At 67.8% G+C, this 15,945-nt stretch carries 13 protein-coding genes and 3 pseudogenes; 11 read left to right on the top strand and 5 right to left on the bottom strand.

Features of this window, described 5'->3' with window-relative positions; all coding sequences use genetic code 11:
- The 5 genes and pseudogenes from QOZ89_RS39575 to QOZ89_RS39555 form a co-directional block, all read left to right on the top strand.
- The coding region (locus QOZ89_RS39575) for a transposase family protein (protein ID WP_312629202.1) at positions 1–230 on the top strand (230 nt) is incomplete at its 5' end.
- A 139-nt stretch (positions 231–369) separates the two neighbouring features.
- Positions 370–1,380 (top strand): annotated as a pseudogene (gene moaA, locus QOZ89_RS39570) (GTP 3',8-cyclase MoaA).
- Between the two features lie 353 nt (positions 1,381–1,733).
- Positions 1,734–2,243 (top strand): hypothetical protein, encoded by a 510-nt coding sequence (locus QOZ89_RS39565; protein WP_071050072.1) that lies wholly within the window; start codon positions 1,734–1,736, stop codon positions 2,241–2,243.
- A gap of 165 nt (positions 2,244–2,408) precedes the next feature.
- A pseudogene (locus QOZ89_RS39560) lies at positions 2,409–2,870 on the top strand (molybdenum cofactor biosynthesis protein MoaE).
- Between the two features lie 484 nt (positions 2,871–3,354).
- Complete coding sequence (locus QOZ89_RS39555) at positions 3,355–3,822, top strand: CBS domain-containing protein (protein ID WP_071050164.1); 468 nt, start codon at positions 3,355–3,357, stop codon at positions 3,820–3,822.
- A 400-nt stretch (positions 3,823–4,222) separates the two neighbouring features.
- Here QOZ89_RS39555 and QOZ89_RS39550 read toward each other — a convergent pair whose 3' ends face one another.
- Positions 4,223–5,002, bottom strand: a complete 780-nt coding sequence (locus QOZ89_RS39550) for an enoyl-CoA hydratase/isomerase family protein (protein WP_071047868.1) — start codon at positions 5,000–5,002, stop codon at positions 4,223–4,225.
- Between the two features lie 34 nt (positions 5,003–5,036).
- Here QOZ89_RS39550 and QOZ89_RS39545 point away from each other — a divergent pair, with 34 nt between their 5' ends.
- From QOZ89_RS39545 to QOZ89_RS39535, 4 genes and pseudogenes are all read left to right on the top strand, one after another.
- Entirely contained in the window at positions 5,037–5,318 is a 282-nt protein-coding gene (locus QOZ89_RS39545) for a hypothetical protein (protein WP_071047869.1), read from the top strand.
- Positions 5,319–5,851: 533 nt separating this feature from the next.
- Complete coding sequence (locus QOZ89_RS39540; RefSeq protein ID WP_312629199.1) at positions 5,852–7,867, top strand: flavin-containing monooxygenase; 2,016 nt, start codon at positions 5,852–5,854, stop codon at positions 7,865–7,867.
- Between the two features lie 266 nt (positions 7,868–8,133).
- Positions 8,134–8,331: pseudogene (locus QOZ89_RS47930) on the top strand (GntR family transcriptional regulator); the annotation flags it as partial.
- Between the two features lie 6 nt (positions 8,332–8,337).
- Positions 8,338–8,865: a UTRA domain-containing protein gene (locus QOZ89_RS39535; protein ID WP_241841603.1), complete on the top strand. Its 528-nt coding sequence runs from the start codon at positions 8,338–8,340 to the stop codon at positions 8,863–8,865.
- 81 nt (positions 8,866–8,946) lie between these two features.
- On the opposite strand, the gene QOZ89_RS39530 is transcribed toward QOZ89_RS39535, so the two are convergent.
- Genes QOZ89_RS39530 through QOZ89_RS39515 form a run of 4 tightly spaced genes read right to left on the bottom strand, consistent with a single transcriptional unit; the run spans position 8,947 to position 14,120 of the window.
- Positions 8,947–9,921: a quinone oxidoreductase family protein gene (locus QOZ89_RS39530; RefSeq protein WP_071047871.1), complete on the bottom strand. Its 975-nt coding sequence runs from the start codon at positions 9,919–9,921 to the stop codon at positions 8,947–8,949.
- A 52-nt stretch (positions 9,922–9,973) separates the two neighbouring features.
- Complete coding sequence (locus tag QOZ89_RS39525) at positions 9,974–10,915, bottom strand: hydroxymethylglutaryl-CoA lyase (RefSeq protein ID WP_071047872.1); 942 nt, start codon at positions 10,913–10,915, stop codon at positions 9,974–9,976.
- Positions 10,916–10,927: 12 nt separating this feature from the next.
- Complete coding sequence (locus tag QOZ89_RS39520) at positions 10,928–12,862, bottom strand: AMP-binding protein (protein ID WP_071047873.1); 1,935 nt, start codon at positions 12,860–12,862, stop codon at positions 10,928–10,930.
- Between the two features lie 46 nt (positions 12,863–12,908).
- Positions 12,909–14,120, bottom strand: coding sequence for an FAS1-like dehydratase domain-containing protein (locus tag QOZ89_RS39515; RefSeq protein WP_198543160.1), 1,212 nt, complete (start codon positions 14,118–14,120; stop codon positions 12,909–12,911).
- A 191-nt stretch (positions 14,121–14,311) separates the two neighbouring features.
- Here QOZ89_RS39515 and QOZ89_RS39510 point away from each other — a divergent pair, with 191 nt between their 5' ends.
- Positions 14,312–14,716 (top strand): Zn-ribbon domain-containing OB-fold protein, encoded by a 405-nt coding sequence (locus QOZ89_RS39510; protein WP_071047874.1) that lies wholly within the window; start codon positions 14,312–14,314, stop codon positions 14,714–14,716.
- Positions 14,713–15,918, top strand: coding sequence for a thiolase family protein (locus QOZ89_RS39505; protein ID WP_071047875.1), 1,206 nt, complete (start codon positions 14,713–14,715; stop codon positions 15,916–15,918). Before QOZ89_RS39510 ends, QOZ89_RS39505 begins: the two co-directional genes overlap by 4 nt.
- Positions 15,919–15,945: the final 27 nt, after the last annotated feature.

The following is a 15,945-nucleotide window of genomic DNA, read 5'->3' as shown; positions in this document are numbered from 1 at the left end:
GGCCGCTCGCGATCGCGTACAAGAAGCCCAAGGGCGCCACCCTCACCGACGAACAGAAGGCACACAACCGGATCCACAACGCGCTACGCGCCGTCGGCGAACGCGCGAACGCCCTGCTCAAGGTCACTTTCCGGCTGCTCCACAACATCACCATCGACCCCTGGAAGATCGGACTCGTCGCGAAAGCCGCCCTCGTCATCCTCCACACCGAGCACCGCAGGACCGCCTGACACCCAATACACCAACACACCATTGTTGTCACGGAACGCGACGAGACGTTACCGGGAAAGGCTCACTGCCTGAGCCGGCATCACGCGGGATCGTCCCGGCCCGCGGGTGGCGGGGTCAGCGCCTGAACAGCTTGTCGTCGTGCCACGCGTAGGTCTGGTCGACTCGTTCGGACAGGTCGCGACCGACTTGCGCATTTCGGTGACCGACCGATGCAACCTGCGCTGCGGCTACTGCATGCCCCCCGAAGGGCTGCCCTGGCTGCCCAAGGTGGATACCCTCACCGACGATGAGGTGATGCGGCTCGTCCGGATAGCGGTCCGCCACCTGGGTGTGCGCGCGGTTCGTCTGACCGGCGGCGAGCCAACGCTGCGGGCTGGCCTCGCGGGCCTGATCGCGCGGCTTACGGCGCTCACGCCCCGCCCAGAGCGGTCGCTGACGACGAACGGGCTTACGCTCTCGCCCGGACCACCGGCGCGAGCGCCGCCGCCGCACTGCGGCCGGCCGGCCTGGACCGGGTCAACGTCTCCCTCGACACGACCAGGCCGGACCGGTTTCTCACGATCACCCGTGGCGACCGGTGGCACGACGTGGTGGCCGGGCTGGCGGTCGCGGCGTCGGCCGGTCTCGCGCCGGTGAAGGTCAACGCGGGGCTGCTACGCGGCGTGAACGACGACGAGGCGCCGACGCTGGTGCGTTGGTGCCTGGAGCGCGGCTACGAGCCGCGGTTCATCGAAGATGCCGCTTGATGCCCAGCACGGCTGGGCGCGGGAGCGGATAGTCAGCGGTCTGGAGATCCTGGAGTTGCTGTGCGCCGAGTTCACCCTCACCCCGCTGGATGGCAGGGGTAGCGCGCCGGCCGAACTGTTCGCCGTGGACGGCGGGCCGGAGCGGGTCGGAGTGGTCCGGTCGGTCACGGCGCCGTTCTGCGGCGCCTGCGACCGGGTCCGGCTCACCGCCGACGGTCAGGTCCGCAGCTGCCTGTTCGCCCACCAGGAACACGACCTCCGGACTCCGCTGCGCGAGGGCGCGAGCGACGCCGAGCTGGCTGCCCGCTGGCGAGCGGCCATGTGGGGCAAACACGCGGGTCACGGGATCGGCGATCTCGGGTTCCTCCAGCCGGACCGACCCATGTCGGCGATCGGCGGCTGACTCCGTCGGCGCTCCCCTACCCGCCGGAGAGCCCACGTTCAGGAACGAATCATCGTTGGCGCAGGTAGAATGGGGGAGGCAGCAATGGGGGCCCGGTTGCGGGACATCATCGACCGCCGCGGTCCGCAGGCGGTCGGGGTCTTCTTCGGCGGTTATCGGCATGGGACGCCACCGGCGACCGGATGGCCCAGGCGCTGTACGCCGCGATCGGCACCCGGCGAAGTTCAGCCCGTTGACGATCGACGGCACGGCCAAGGTACTGATCTCGGACCTCGTGGGCGGATCCCCTGCCCTCAGCGACCGCCCTGACTACGACAACGCCGCCTTCGTCTTGTTCGCTGCGCGACCTCGAGATGTTCGCCGCGATCGAGATCATCAACAATGAGACGACGGCGTTGTCCACCCACGTCCGGCCGACCAAGGACCAGCTCGAGCGCGCGGACATCACCCTCTGGGACGCGCTGCTTCCGCGCGTCGCGGCCCAGCACACGCCCGCAGCCGTCGAACCGGTCGGGGACCGCCGATCGGTCTGGCGGGTGCTCACGGAGATCGGCCGCCGGCTGGGCCACCAATTTGCCGACACCACCTCCGCCGAGATCACCGATGACACCACCATGCTGGCGGGCATGCCGCCCGTGCTCGCCGTCTGTTCGCGGACACGTCGCCGAGCACTGGGTCGAGGTCCCCCGCGAGGTGCCCGCGCCGTGGGTCGACGCACATGTCGAACGGATGGGCGGCTGGCGGCTCGCGCCCCGGCTGCTCGTCGACCAGCTGGCCGCCCTCAAGCCCACCGAGTCGTCCCCGGCGCCGACCCGATCTGCGGCGACATTGTGCCCGGCGTCACCGTCGCACCCGCGACCTGATCCGGTACCCCGGGATCCGGGCACGCACGGATCCCGACCGAAAATGGCACCGCTTTGTAAACCCGACGGTGTCGGGCGCCAGCGCAAGGCGTCCCACGACACCATACGATTCAGGAGACTCGATTGCCCCACTGGTACGCAGACAGCCCTGTACCACGCCATCCGGTGAGCCCGGACGCCAGGGCGCGGCCACGCGCCGTCACTGCCGAGATCCGGACGAGCCCGCTGTCGATCGATGAATGCCTCGCCGCGGCGAGGACGCGCACGGTAGGAGGCATCGCCCTCTTCGTCGGGCTCGTCCGGGACGACGACCAGGGGCGGCCCGTGGCAGAGCTGGACTACACGGCTCATCCCTCGGCTCAGTCCGAGCTCGCGAGGGTGGCCGACGAGATCGCGGCGATCGACGGCGTGCAGACCGTGGCCGTGCTGCACCGCGTGGGACGGCTGTAGGTGAGTGATCTCGCGGTGGTGACGGCCGTGGGCGCGGCGCACCGGGCGGAGGCATTCACCGCATGCCGGCGCCTGATCGACGAGGTCAAAGCCCAGGTGCCCATCTGGAAGCACCAGCTCTACACCGACGGACCGTCGGAATGGATCGGTGCCTGCTCGCCGCCAGACAACGACTGAATGCCGCCTTGGGCGGTGTTTCGGTGGGGTCGATTTTGGCGAGGATTCGAGGCCGATGCAGCGGTGGTTCTCGGTCCATTCGTCGTTCCGCTCGGCGAGAACGGCGCCGACGAGGCGGACGACGACGTCACGGCTCGGGAAAATGCCGACGATGGCGGCCATGAGCCCCGATGTTCTCGTCGCGGGCGCACGGCCCTTCCCGGCGGTGAGCCCGCGTGGAATCTGCCAGACCGTAGCTGCCGTGGGAGACGAATCGTGGCGCCGTCGGGGTTGGCCGTGGCCGGGTCAACGGCCAGACGCGTCAACCGGACAGACGGGGCGGATTCATTCGTCTAGGCTGAAAGAACAGGCTGCCGGGGCGTCCACCGTTGTGGCAGCTGGCAACCGTAAGGAGATCTACCCGAGTCGTAGGAGGAATCGTGATCACTCATCGTCCCAACGCGTGCGCGCCGCGGCCGAGGCCCGTCGTGCTAGGAGACTTCCGATGATTACCACGACCTGGCCCGCGCGAGACCTCGAAAGCGAACGGGCGGCCCGGCGGGCGCTGACGGGCCTACGCGTTGCGGACGCGATGCTGCGCGAACCGGAGCTGCACGGGCCAGGCACCACGGTCGGCCAGCTGCGGGAATTCTTCGAGGATGACCATGTCCACGCTGCGGTCGTCGTCGATGCCGGCCGCCGGCTGCTGGCCGTCGTGGAACGCGCAGATCTGGCCGCCGGCGGGCCAGCCAGGGACCTGGCCACTACCGCCGGTCGGTGTGAGGGCCGCACAGTTGCCGCCTCCGCCGACCTGATCACGGTTTGGGAGGCGGCGCGGGCAGCCGGGCGGCGCCGGCTCGCTGTCGTCGACGAGGCCGGGACGCTTCTGGGCCTGCTGGCGCTAAAGCGCACGGGCCTGGGTTTCTGCTCCGAGGCCGACGTCCTCGCCCGGCGGGAGGACCGCCCGAAGTAGCGCCGAGCCCGGACCACACGGCGCCCTGTTGACCGCGCCACCGCCGCCGAGGACGGCCCGATGTCTTTCGATGCCGGCGAACGACCGAACAGGACAAGCCAGCCACACACCCGGGCGAAGATTGGATAAAGCAGGGGTACGGACATAGTTGACCATCATGCCGACGGTCGGGCCGTCACATCAGCCCAGCTTAAAGGCCCAGGCTGACTTCTGGCACCACAGCCAGAGGGCAGTCAACTCGGCGAGCGGAGGTCCCGCTGGCAGGAATATCTTTGCCCAAGATCGCCAGGGGTGGCTCGATGCAACACCGCCCTTCCGCGGCACCGCGTCAAGAGCCGGGCGAAAAAGACGCTGACAGGCCGACACTTCCGGCGTGGTCGAGCCCGATCAACCCGAACGCCTACCGCCCCGACCAGCGCGGCTGCCGCCTAGCGCGGAACGCGGCGACGCCCTCTTGGAGGTCCTCCGTGGCGAAGGCGAGTGCGAGTTGGGCCTGCAGGTAGCCCAGGGCAGCATCAAGCGGCTGGTCTCTGGTTGCGTCCAGGGCGTTCTTGCCCATCCGCATCAGGAGCGGTGAACGAGATGCGATCAGCCCGGCCCATTCATCGACCTCGGCGGCGAACCGGTCTGGGGGTGCCACCGTGTTGACGAGGTGTAGCCGTTCTGCCTCCTCAGCTGAGATCAGTTGGCCGGTCATCATGAGTTCGTTGGCCTTTGCCCGGGGCACGCTTCGATAGATGAGTGCGGAGATCATGAACGGGAACACGCCAACATTGATCTCGGGACACCCAAACCGAACGCCCGTGCGAGCGACGATCAGGTCGCAGGCGAGCGCGAGGCCGAACGCGCCGGCGAGGACGTCGCCGCCGGCCGCACAGATGCTCGGCCGCCCAAGCTGCCCCAGCAGCCGAAAGACCCGGGGAAACCGATCCAGCCCGGCATACTTATTTATCATCGGGACGTCGTCGGAAAACGCCTTGAGGTCGCCGCCGCTGGAAAACACTTGCTCGTCGCCGGACCTCAAGACGACCACTCGCACAGAGTCATCTGCTTTTACCTGCTCGAGCAGGCCGATCAGCTCGTCGAGCAGTTGGTTACTGAGGGAGTTACGCGTCGAGGGATCATTGAGAGTGATGGTAGCCACGCCACGTGCATCACAGTCATATTCGACGATCGGCATTGGAACGGTTTCCTCCTTCTCCGCGCTTCTGCGGGTGCGGTGGGAATCGGCAGCGCTGCTCGGTCACGCGCGCCAGCCCGACGTGGTTCCGGACGTACGGGGCGGCCGCCTTCTGGCACTCGGCCTGATCCTCTCGTTCAGTGCCGGACTGGCCGCGGTACTCATGAGCCTGGGACTGCTGCTGGTCCGTTCGCGCTCCCTCGTCGCCCATCTAGGCCGCTTCGACCGGTCCTGGAGCGCGGCGCTGCCCATCGTCACCGCCGTGGTCGTCACGGCCCTCGGCCTCAAGGGCATCGGCGTCACCGGTCCGGTGTAAGGACCGAGAGAACCGCGCCACCACGACCGGGGGCGGCCCCGCGAGCGGACACCTCGCGCTCCCCGAAGGGTAAGTACCTCGCGCCCGTCCCGATGTTCGGTCGATCTGGCGTGCGGCACACGTGGCACCTCGACACGCAGAGGGTTGCTGGTGAGCACCTCCTCGCGGTGGTCGTAGGCAGGGACGCGCGCTCGACTCGCCAGCTTGAGCGAGCCGCTAGTCGAGTCCGGCTCCCTGCCTCCACCAGCCGCGAGCCGTATCGGACGCAAAACTTAACCACGTAGTGGCCCGATCGTCAAGGGTTGAATTGTGACCCACCCTATTGCTAGCGTCAGACGTCAGACGTCAGACGTCAGACGTCCGCACCAGGCTAGGACCTCGTCGCAGATTCAGACCTTGCCGCCTCAGAAGCCATGCCCGACCTCGTGGGGTCTGGGTCTTCGTGTCGGCCACATCGCCGGACAGTCCGGCCGCAGTGTGTGCTCTCCGGACGGGGTGACAGGAAGTCCTATGGAGGTAGAGCGTTGAAACGAGTGATCTGCACTTCAGTGGACCGAGGCGTCGCCCCGTCCGACATCGGCCCTGACGACCTGCGCAAGCACCTCAGTGTCGCAGACACCGCCCGTATGCTGGTGTGCGCCGTCCACCTGACCGGCGATCTCACTCTTCTCGATCGGTACGAGGCGCATGTCACCGCCTCAGGCGGTGCTGGACAGTTCTTCGTCGTGGAGGGCGGTGCTGGAGACCACCCCGTGGGAGACCCTGAGCCGGACGGGTTGGCCGAAAACCAGGTACGCGCGGAACTGACCGACATTCTCTGCGAGGCCGTTGCGCAGACCCCGCTCAACCTCTACACCCCCTTCGACGACAAGACCACATTCATTCGGCTGGGCAGCGTGGCCTCGGGCGCCAAGATCGACTCGGCCTACAGCCAGTTCCTTCTCGAGCAGGCCGGGTTCCTGAATGACCTCGTTCAGGACGAGCCCGCGAAGGCGACCTCGGACGTGCACATCGCGATCATCGGCGCCGGTATGGGTGGCCTCGACGCGGCGGTTCGGGCCACGGCGCTGGGCCTTGACTACACCATCCTCGAGAAGGCCGCCGGTGTCGGCGGTGTGTGGCAGACCCACCGCTACCCCGGCAGTGGCGTGGACACCCCGTCGGTGGCGTACTCGATGTCCTACGAACTCAATCCCGACTGGGGTCGCGAGTTCCCGCTGTCCGACGAGTACCGGTCGTACCTCGAGGACTTCGCCGCAAAGCACAATATTCTTGAGCACGTGCGGTTCGGCACCACCGTGTCCGCGATGGTGTGGAACCCGGACGACGCGACGTGGGAGCTCACGGTGAGCTCCCCAGGCGGCGACCGCGTGGTCCGCGCGAACGTCGTCATCTCGTCGGCCGGCACTCTCAACGAGGCGAGTATCCCGAACATCGAGGGCCTGGACAGCTTCCAGGGCGACATGGTTCACACCACGCACTGGCGTCCCCTCGACGTGGCAGGCAAGCGCGTCGCGGTGATCGGTACGGGTGCTGCCTCGATCCAGACCGTCGCGTCGATCGCGTCGGAGGTGGGCTCACTCACCGTATTCCAGCGGCAGCCGCACTACCTGATGCCCAACAAGGCGTCCGACATCGTGCCGGACAGCGAGATCTGGCTACGCCAGAATCTCCCATTTTACCTGCAGTGGACCAGACTAAAGTCGGTCTGGGAGCTGAGCGATGCGGATCTCTACGAGATGAGCTACGTAGACCGTGAGTGGATGAAGACGCACGACATGTCGTTCTCCGCCGCGAACGAACGCAGCCGGCAGGCGTCGCTCGACTACATCAACGAGTGCTTCGGCAAACGCTCCGAGCTGGCGCGGAAGGTGACGCCGGATTACCCTTTCATGACCAAACGACCGTTGCGTGACCCAGGGACCTTCGGTCCCGGCGGTTTCTACTACGCACTCACTCTGCCGCACGTCGAGCTCGTCGCTGAAGGAATCGACTCAATCGGGCCGAACTTCATCCGCACGACAAGCGGTGAGAAGATCGAGATCGACACGATCATTCTCTGCACCGGAATGGTGCTCCACTGGATGAAGCACATCGACGTAGTCGGCGTCGACGGCGTCAAGCTCGTGGATGTGTGGGGCGAGGACGACCCCCGCGCGTACCTGGGTGGGACCGTTCCAGGCTTCCCGAACTTCTTCATGAACAACGGGCCGAACACGGCAGGTGGGCACGGAGGCACGCATACCCTCCAGGCAGAGACGGTCAACCACTACTCCTTCGAGTGCATCAGGTTCATGCTCGAGAAAGGTGCCCGGTCGATCGAGGTCACGCAGGAGGCGTTCGACGACTACCAAGCTCGTCTTGACGAGGCGATGAAGGACAAGGTGTGGGTGGCCGATGATCGCGCCCACAACTTCTGGAGGAACTCCAAGGGTCGCGTCATCCTTCAGCAGCCGTGGCGTCTCCTCGACATGTGGCGCATGTGTCGGCGGCCGAAACCAGCTGATTTCGTGCTCGCTCCCGGCCCGGTGCTGGTGGAGTCAGCGTGAGATGGTGGCCCTGACTGATATTCTGGATCATGCCGGCCGAGCGGCCGGCAGGTCGCCTAGTCACTAGCAGCACCGCGGTGCCTGTCCGGTAACGGAACCTGTGGGATTGTGGCTCACAGGCATCCGTTGCCGGAAGGCAGTCGGGTGTGACGCGTGCGGGACTCTCGTTCAGCGGGCACGAAGGAACTTGATCCTCAAGCGTGTGACCAGGCTAGTTGCTGGCGATCATCAGCCCTGTCACTGACAACACCGCGAGGCCTGCGAGTATGGCAAGACATCAACCACGTCAGCGAAGCACCTCTGCTCAGGTCGAGGAGCTGGTCCGAAAGCTTGCGGCCAACGGTGAGAAGCGAGTGCCCAACGAGGACCTCCTGGCGTCGGAGCTTGGAGTGAGCCGGCCTACGATCCGAACCGCTCTGCAAGCGCTTCAGCGCGACGGGCTCATCAGGCGGCGCCACGGTACCGGAACGTTGATCAACCATTTTGCCTTCGGTCGCGACACGACAAGCATCACCGCTGAGCGCGACATCATGGCCCACATCAAGGAGTGCGGTCACGAGCCACGCCTCGAGTCCGTCGCGGTCATCCCGTCGGTCACACACGAGGGCGCCGGGGCCGAGCTTGGCGTGTCGGCTGATGAGCCGCTTTGCGAGATTCGGCGGGTGTACACCGCCGGCGAGGTGCCGGCCGTCCTCACCTACGAGTACATCCCCGAAACCTACATCCACGTGCCAGCCGAGGCGCGCGTACCCTCCCGCACGATCCTCGACTTCGTCGCGGCGTGCACCGAGTTCCGCGTCGCCTACACGGTCACCTCGCTCGTGCCAGCCGTGGCCGACGCCGAGGTCGCGTCGGCCCTCGACCTCCCCCCGGGCACGCCGATCCTGTGCTTCGACAGCCTCCAGATCGCGTCCACCGAGACTCGCGTGGCGTTCTCGCGGTCCTGGGTCAGCTACGGCGTCGTCCGCTACTGCGTGGTCCGCGACCAGGGTGGCTGACGCTGGTCAAGCACGCCCACGCGGCGATATGCCAGGGCCGGGACCATGACGAGGGAAGAAGGCGCAGCAGCACGGGATCTCCTAGATTTCGAGCACGAGCCGGCCGAACGCCGCGCCGCTCTCCAGGCGTTCGTGGGCGGCGACCACCTCGTCGAGCGGGAACGCGCGGTCGACGACCGGTGGCGGGACGTTGTACGAGGCGAGCACGGACATCAGGCCGGCGAAGTCCTGCGGGCTGCCCATCGTGGTGCCAAGCAGCGAGTACTGGCCGAAGTAGTAGGGCCGGACCGCGATGCGAGCTTCCTCGGCTCGCGACGCACCGAGCACGACCAGCCGCCCACCGGGGCGCAGGGCACGCAGCGCGTCCTCCCACGTGCCGACCGAGTCGAGGACGACGTCGAAGCCTCGTCCGCCCACGAGTCCCCGCGCGTCCTCCGGCCAGCCGGGGTGGTCGTATCGCACCCCTGCGGCAGCCCCCAGCCCGCGGGCCCGGTCGATCTTCTCCTGGCTCGACGACGTCACGACAACTCGAGCGCCGACGGCGGAGGCCAGCGAGACCGCCATGGTCGCGACGCCACCGCCCGCGCCCAGGACGAGCAGCGACTCGCCCTCCTTCAGCGCGGCCCGGGTGAACAGCGCCCGATAGGTGGTCAGCCCGACCAGGGGCAGCGCGGCGGCCTCAGCCCAGGACAGGCCAGCCGGCTTCGGGACGACGCACTCGCGAGGCACCCGGACAAGCTCGGCATAGGTCCCGTTGCGGCGGTCTCCGAGGATCTCCCACCCCGCTCCGGGCGCCGCCACGTCCTCGCCCCACCACAACGAGGGCACCACCATCACCTCGTCGCCGGTGACGGCGTCCACACCGGCACCGTCCGCGCCAGGGACGTGCGGCAGCGGCGAATCGTAGCGACCCTGCCGGACCAGCACGTCGTGCCAGTTGAGTGCGGCGGCCTTCAGCCGGACCACCGACCAGCCGGGTGCGGCCTCAGGATCTGGTACGGCGGCCATCCGGAGCACTCCCGGGGGGCCGAACTCGTCCAGTACCGCCGCCCTCATGCCGCCCCCGGCGCAGTACGGTGCGCCATCTTTCCTCGCGCTTCTCCTGTGATCAGGCCGGGTACCAGCTAACCGGCCCGGCCACGATCGAGTGGCTGGTCAGCTGGCGGCCCAGGGTGGACTGGGCCTCACGAGCAGCCTCGATGATCAGCTCGAGGTCGAGACCGGTGTCGACCCCCATCTCGTGGAGCATCGAGACGAGGTCCTCGGTGGCGATGTTGCCCGTCGAGCCAGCCGGCACCGGGCAGCCGCCCAGCTCGCCGAAGCTGGACTCGAAGCTGGTGCAGCCCGCCTCCAACGCCGCGTAGGCGTTGGCCAGGCCCTGACCCCGGGTGTTGTGGAAGTGCGCGGTGACCTCGATGCCGGGCAGCCGCTCGATGGCCGCCGTAAAGAAGCGCGAAGCGTACGCCGGGTTGCACATGCCAGTGGTGTCGCCGAAGCCGATCTCGGTGGCCCCGGCCTCCGCGAACCTCTCGGCGAGATCCAGCACCCGACTCATCTCGACCTTGCCCTCGAACGGACAGCCGAACGAGGTCGCGATTATCGCGCACAGCCTGAGACCCTCGGCCAGAATCCGCTTTCCCATGACCTGGACGCCGGCCACGGTCTCCTCGACCGTGCGGTTGATGTTGCGCTTGTTGTGCGTCTGGGACGCGGAGACGAACAGCGCCGCTTCCTCGAAGAACTCACGTTCACGCAGCGCGTTGTCGAGACCGCGACTGTTGGGGACGAGCACCATCCGGGCGACGTCGCCGGGCACGTCGATGCCGCGCAGCACTTCGGCCCCGTCCGCGAGCTGCGGGATGACGTCGGGCCTGACGAAGCTGGCCACCTCGATCCGCTTGAAGCCTGCGCGTCCCAGGGCGTTGACGAGCCGGATCTTGTCCGGGGTCGGGATCCTCTCCGGCTCGCTCTGGAACCCGTCGCGAGGTCCGACCTCGCGGATGTGCACGCGTCGGGTCTCTCCGTCGGTCGCGTTGGGGTAGCTGGTCATCACACCTCCTGATCAGCGCAGCTTGTCGACGAGGCCGCGGATCTCGTCCACGGCCTGCGGGTTCTCGGCGCTCGACAAGTCGCCCGGATCGGTGCCGAGGACGGCCGCGCGGATTGCCCGCCGCAGGATCTTCGCCGAGCGCGTCTTCGGTAGCCGCTCGACCCGGAGCACCTGGCTTGGCGTGAAGGGCTTCCCCACACCACCGGCCACCAGGCCGCGCACGCGGCTCGCCACGTCGGGCTCCGCAGCGGCGTCGCGCGCGGCGACGTAGAAGACCCACACCGCCTCGCCCTTGCTCGGGTCCGGGATGCCGACGACCGCGCACTCCGCCACGTCGGGGTCCGCGGCGACGACCGACTCGATCTCGCCCGGCGCAACGCGTTTGCCCGCCACATTCATCACGTCGTCGGAGCGGCCCAGGACGAACCAGCTACCGTCCTCGTCAACGAGCGCGAAGTCGCCGTGCCGCCACAGGCCATCGAAGGTCGACCAGTAGGCCTCGTGGTAACGCGAGCCGTCGGCGTCCTGCCAGATGCCCCTGGTCATCGAGGGCCAGGGCTGGCGACAGACGAGCTCGCCGATCACGCCTCGGACCGACTCCCCCTGGTCGTCGACCACGTCAACGTCCATCCCGAGCGCAGGACCGCCGAGCGAGCAGCTTCGGATCTCCTCGACCGGGTAGGGACAGAGGAACGAGCCCCCGACCTCGGTGCCACCGGAGAAGTTGATGACCGGCACCCGGCCGTCGAAGACGTCGCGTGCGAGCCACTGGTAGGACTCGGGATCCCACGGCTCTCCGGTGGAGCCAAGGACACGCACGCTACCGAGGTCGTGACGCGCCACGCCGCCGTCGGCCCGGAGTGCCCGGACCAGGGTCGGGCTCACGCCCAGCATCGAGACCTGGTGCCGCTCGACGAGGTTCCAGAGCCGCTGCGTGTCCGGCATGTCGGGCGAGCCTTCGTAGAGCAGAAGGGTGCCCCCGGTGCCGTGCGTACCGAAGATCGAGAGCGGGCCCATGATCCAGCCCATGTCGGTGATCCAGCAGAAGGTGCGTCCCGAACCCAGGTCGAAGCCGTAGGCGACCTCGGAGGCCGTCTTCGTCACAAAGCCCGCGTGCGTGTGCACTGCTCCCTTCGGCCGTCCAGTGGTGCCCGAGGTGTAGGCCAGTAGCAACACGTCGCCGGCCGCCGTGGACTCGACCACGGGATCCAGATCGCCGGCCAGCGCCTCGTACCAGGCGATCTCGCCGTCGACGAGCTCGAGCGGCCGCCCGAGGTTGCCGACCACTACCACCGTCTCCACGCTTGGAGACGATCCGAGGGCGGTCCGCAGCATTGGGAGCATCGCCGTCTCCCTGGAGCGGCGCACCGTGCCGTCCGCGGTGATCACCACCTTCGCCCGCGCGTCCCGCAGACGGCGCGCCACGGCTAGCGGCGCGAAGCCCGAGAACAACGGGACGAGAATCGCGCCCAGGCTCGCGACGGCGTACGTCGCCACTACGGCCTCGGGCGTCATCGGCAGGTAGATGGCCACCGCGTCGCCCTTGCGGACGCCCCGGGCCCGGAGCGCACCTCGCAGCCGGGCCACGTGGTCGGCGAGTTCACAGTAGGTGAGCGTTCGGACCCGCCCATCCTCGGACTCGTGCACCACCGCCCTGACGTCCGGGGAGCGGTCCGCCCACGCACCGAGGCAGGCGTCGGCCGCGTTGAACCCGGCGCCGACGAACCATTCGGGCCACGCGATGCCCCGGCTCTGGTCGACCACCTGGCTGTACGGCGTCCGGAACGTCAGCTGCAGGTCGTCGACCACCTCGCCCCAGAAGGCACCGATGTCGGCCACCGACCGGGCGCGCAGCTCGTCGGCCGTCGCTACGCCGAGCCGGCGCATCAGCCGTGCGACGTTGCTGTTCTCCAGATAGTCGCGGCCGGGGCGCCAGACGTAGGTCATGAGTGGTTCCGTTCGACGACGAGGTGGACACTGCGCGCGGTCCGGCTCAGAACCGGCTGCGCGCTCTGCGGGCGGCCGGGGTTGTGGCGGATGTGCGTGACGGCAGGCCGACGGTGGCCTTGCCAGGCATGACGTCCTCGCCGCGCTGGTTGCGCGCGAAGGTCGTGACGTGGACGAGGGACTCGCCGTCCTCCGACACCTCCTTGCCGACCACTTCGCCGCCGAGCTCGATCACATCGGAGAGGTAGACAAAGCCCCGGTACTGCGAATCCAAGTGCTTCACCCAGCCAGCGTCACCCACCCAGTGAGTCATCAGCTGGATTTGCCAGCACTGACGCTGGAAGCCCACGTCATACTGGAACGCGACGCCCATCGCATTGGCGGCCGCCCGGTTGTAGTGCACCGCGTAGATCGGCTCCTGCGCACCGGTCGTGGGGTCACGAAAAGACCATGCAGGGTGAGCTGCGTAGTCGACAAGCGACGCCGCGTGCGCCTTCAGCCGGGGGATCGGGGTGCCGCCCCCGGCGATGAACGCGACCTCGTCGGTGAGCCCGACCGGGCCCTTGGTCAGGCGCGAGACGGTGTCGCCGACCTCGACGTCCTCGAAGTAGCGGGGCTCCTCACCACGCGGCTGCTCCGTAAGAACCTGCTTCTCGACCTCCTCGATCTCCCCAGAGGTCCACGGGTGCGGAATCGTCAGGGGCTTGCGCTCGCTGTTGTTCTTGCGCGCGGTGGCCCGTTCGTAATTCACGACCTGCCAGCGGATCTCGGCGACCGTCTCCCCAAGCTGGTTGGTGTAGGAGTTCGTGAAGTGGTCGGTGACCATCTGCCGCGCGAACGACGACGGCCGCGGGCCTGTGAAACCGTCGTAGCGGCAGCTCGCGGTGATGGTGTCACCCCAGTAAACCGGCCTGAACAGGTCCATGTCGGTCGCCGAGTGGAAGGAGCCCAGACCCGGCCAGCCGAACTGAATGCCGGAGAAGCAGCCGATGACAAACGACGGCGGCGCTACCGGCGCGCCGTAGTCCGAGGCCCGACCGCGCTCGGCGTCGGTCCAGAGCTCGTTGACGTCCCCTATGCCGCCGGCGAACTTCGCGACCGCGATCCGCGTGGCTTCCTCGTTGTTCACCGAATGACCGATACGCAGGTCCACCCCAATCTTCGCCCGCATCGACTCCATCATTTCCTCGCCAATGACAGCCTCCGGCATACGTGCCTCGGACGTCGAGGTCGGAAGTGACGAGTTTTCGGTGCTCACCGAGGAAGCTCCTTTGCCGTGGCCAACAGATCATTGTGCGGTCCGTGCGCGCTGTGGTGCAGTCCTCGCACCCGACTAGGTCATCTACGCCTTCCGCCATGTAGTCTAGTGCTATATCATCCAGTAGTCGAGCGATCCGATGCCACTCGAACGGATGTTGCAGGCTCCCGTTTCCAGACCGGAAGGCCACGATGCCGAGACAGATCCCTGTAGTCGAGTACCTCGCCCTCGGCGACGATCCTCACCTGACGAGCCATGCCTGTCGGTCGTGCGGTGCCCTGTACTTCGACCGCCGCAACGCGTGCGCCAAGTGCTTCGCCACGGACTTCGACACCACCCACCTCGCCAACCGAGGAAGGGTACGGGCCTTCACCATCGTCGGTCGGATCAAGCGTCCGTTCGTGTCGGTGGTCGTCGATCTCGAGGGCGGCGGGGTCGTGAAGGCGAACCTGCTGGGAGTCGACGACCCAGACGCGATCACTCCCGGGATGCCCGTCGAGCTCGCGACCTTCGTCGCGGGCACCGACGACGAGGGCACCGAGGCCATCGCGTTCGGGTACCGACCGCGGTCCGACAGAGAGGCGCAGCCGGCATGAGCGCGGGTGACATCTGGATCGTCGGCGCGAGCATGACGCCGTTCGGTCGGTTCGCGGACAAGGATCTCGTCGACCTCGCAGCCGATGCGACGCTGGACGCCCTGCGCGACGCCGACATGACCATGGCCAATATCGGGATCCTCGCGCTGGGCAACGTCTACGAGGCCAACTCCCACAACGGTCAACGGCTCCAAAAGCAGATCGGCCAGACCGGCATCCCGGTCTACAACGTGGTCAATGCCTGCGCGACCGGAGCGAGCGCGGTCCGGATCGCGATGCTCGCCGTCGCTGCTGGCGAGACTGAGGTCGGTCTGGCCGTCGGCGTCGAGAAGATGGGCAAGATGGGCATGATCGGCGGCGCGGCGGCCGCGCGCGCCGAGAAGAAGGTCTACGGGCCGCGCGGCCGGTACGGCGCGGTAATGAAGTCCGAAGGCCTGTTGGGCACCGGGCTCATGCCGGGTGTCTTCGCCCAAGCCGGCACCGAGTACGCCCTGGCGAACGGGGTGACCGCGACACAGTTCGCGAAGGTCGCCCAGAAGAACCACGCGCACTCGGTGCTCAACCCCCTGGCTCAGTATCGCAAGGAGTTCTCACTCGACGAGATCGTCTCCGCCGAGATGATCTCCTACCCCAACACGCTGCCCATGTGCTGCCCCACCGGCGACGGGGCGGCGGCCGTGGTCCTCGTGTCCGACCAGAAGCTCCGCACTCTCGACCCCGACGTCCGCCGGCGCGCTGTCAAGATCTCAGCCTCGATCATGACGTCGGACCCCTGGACCGAGTCCGACCAGGTGCAGCCGGACGTGAACACGCTTACCCGGATGGCCGCCGACGCAGCGTACGAGACGGCGGGCCTCGGCCCGGCCGACCTCGACATCGTGGAGCTGCACGACTGCTTCGCCACCGCGGAACTGCTGCACTACGACAACCTCCGGCTCTGCGAACCCGGCGGAGCCGGGGACTTCATCGACTCCGGTCGCCCCTGGCGAGACGGCGACACCCCCGTCAACGTCTCTGGAGGACTGCTCTCCAAGGGCCACCCGCTCGGCGCGACCGGCGTGGCGAACCTCTTCGAGGTAGTCACCCACCTACGCGGCGAGGCCGGTGACCGCCAGGTCGAGGGGGCCCGCGTCGGGCTCACCCACGTCATCGGACTCGCCTCCGCCTGCGCCGTCCACATCCTCGAGGCGCCCGCCCGCTGACAGTCAAGGAGGAGCGGACGGGACGGA

This window comes from Pseudofrankia coriaricola (assembly GCF_032027725.1).
In the GTDB taxonomy this organism is placed as follows: Bacteria; Actinomycetota; Actinomycetes; order Frankiales; family Frankiaceae; genus Pseudofrankia.
The sequence above is the reverse complement of the archived record's forward strand: the minus strand, read 5'-3'. Positions and strand labels throughout refer to the sequence as shown.

Coding starts and splice junctions, on each gene's coding strand:
- QOZ89_RS39565 (WP_071050072.1), top strand. CDS start 1,734: ATGTTCGCCGCGATCGAGATCATCAACAATGAGACGACGGCGTTGTCC.
- QOZ89_RS39555 (WP_071050164.1), top strand. CDS start 3,355: ATGATTACCACGACCTGGCCCGCGCGAGACCTCGAAAGCGAACGGGCG.
- QOZ89_RS39550 (WP_071047868.1), bottom strand. CDS start 5,002: ATGCCGATCGTCGAATATGACTGTGATGCACGTGGCGTGGCTACCATC.
- QOZ89_RS39530 (WP_071047871.1), bottom strand. CDS start 9,921: ATGAGGGCGGCGGTACTGGACGAGTTCGGCCCCCCGGGAGTGCTCCGG.
- QOZ89_RS39525 (WP_071047872.1), bottom strand. CDS start 10,915: ATGACCAGCTACCCCAACGCGACCGACGGAGAGACCCGACGCGTGCAC.
- QOZ89_RS39520 (WP_071047873.1), bottom strand. CDS start 12,862: ATGACCTACGTCTGGCGCCCCGGCCGCGACTATCTGGAGAACAGCAAC.
- QOZ89_RS39510 (WP_071047874.1), top strand. CDS start 14,312: ATGCCGAGACAGATCCCTGTAGTCGAGTACCTCGCCCTCGGCGACGAT.
- QOZ89_RS39505 (WP_071047875.1), top strand. CDS start 14,713: ATGAGCGCGGGTGACATCTGGATCGTCGGCGCGAGCATGACGCCGTTC.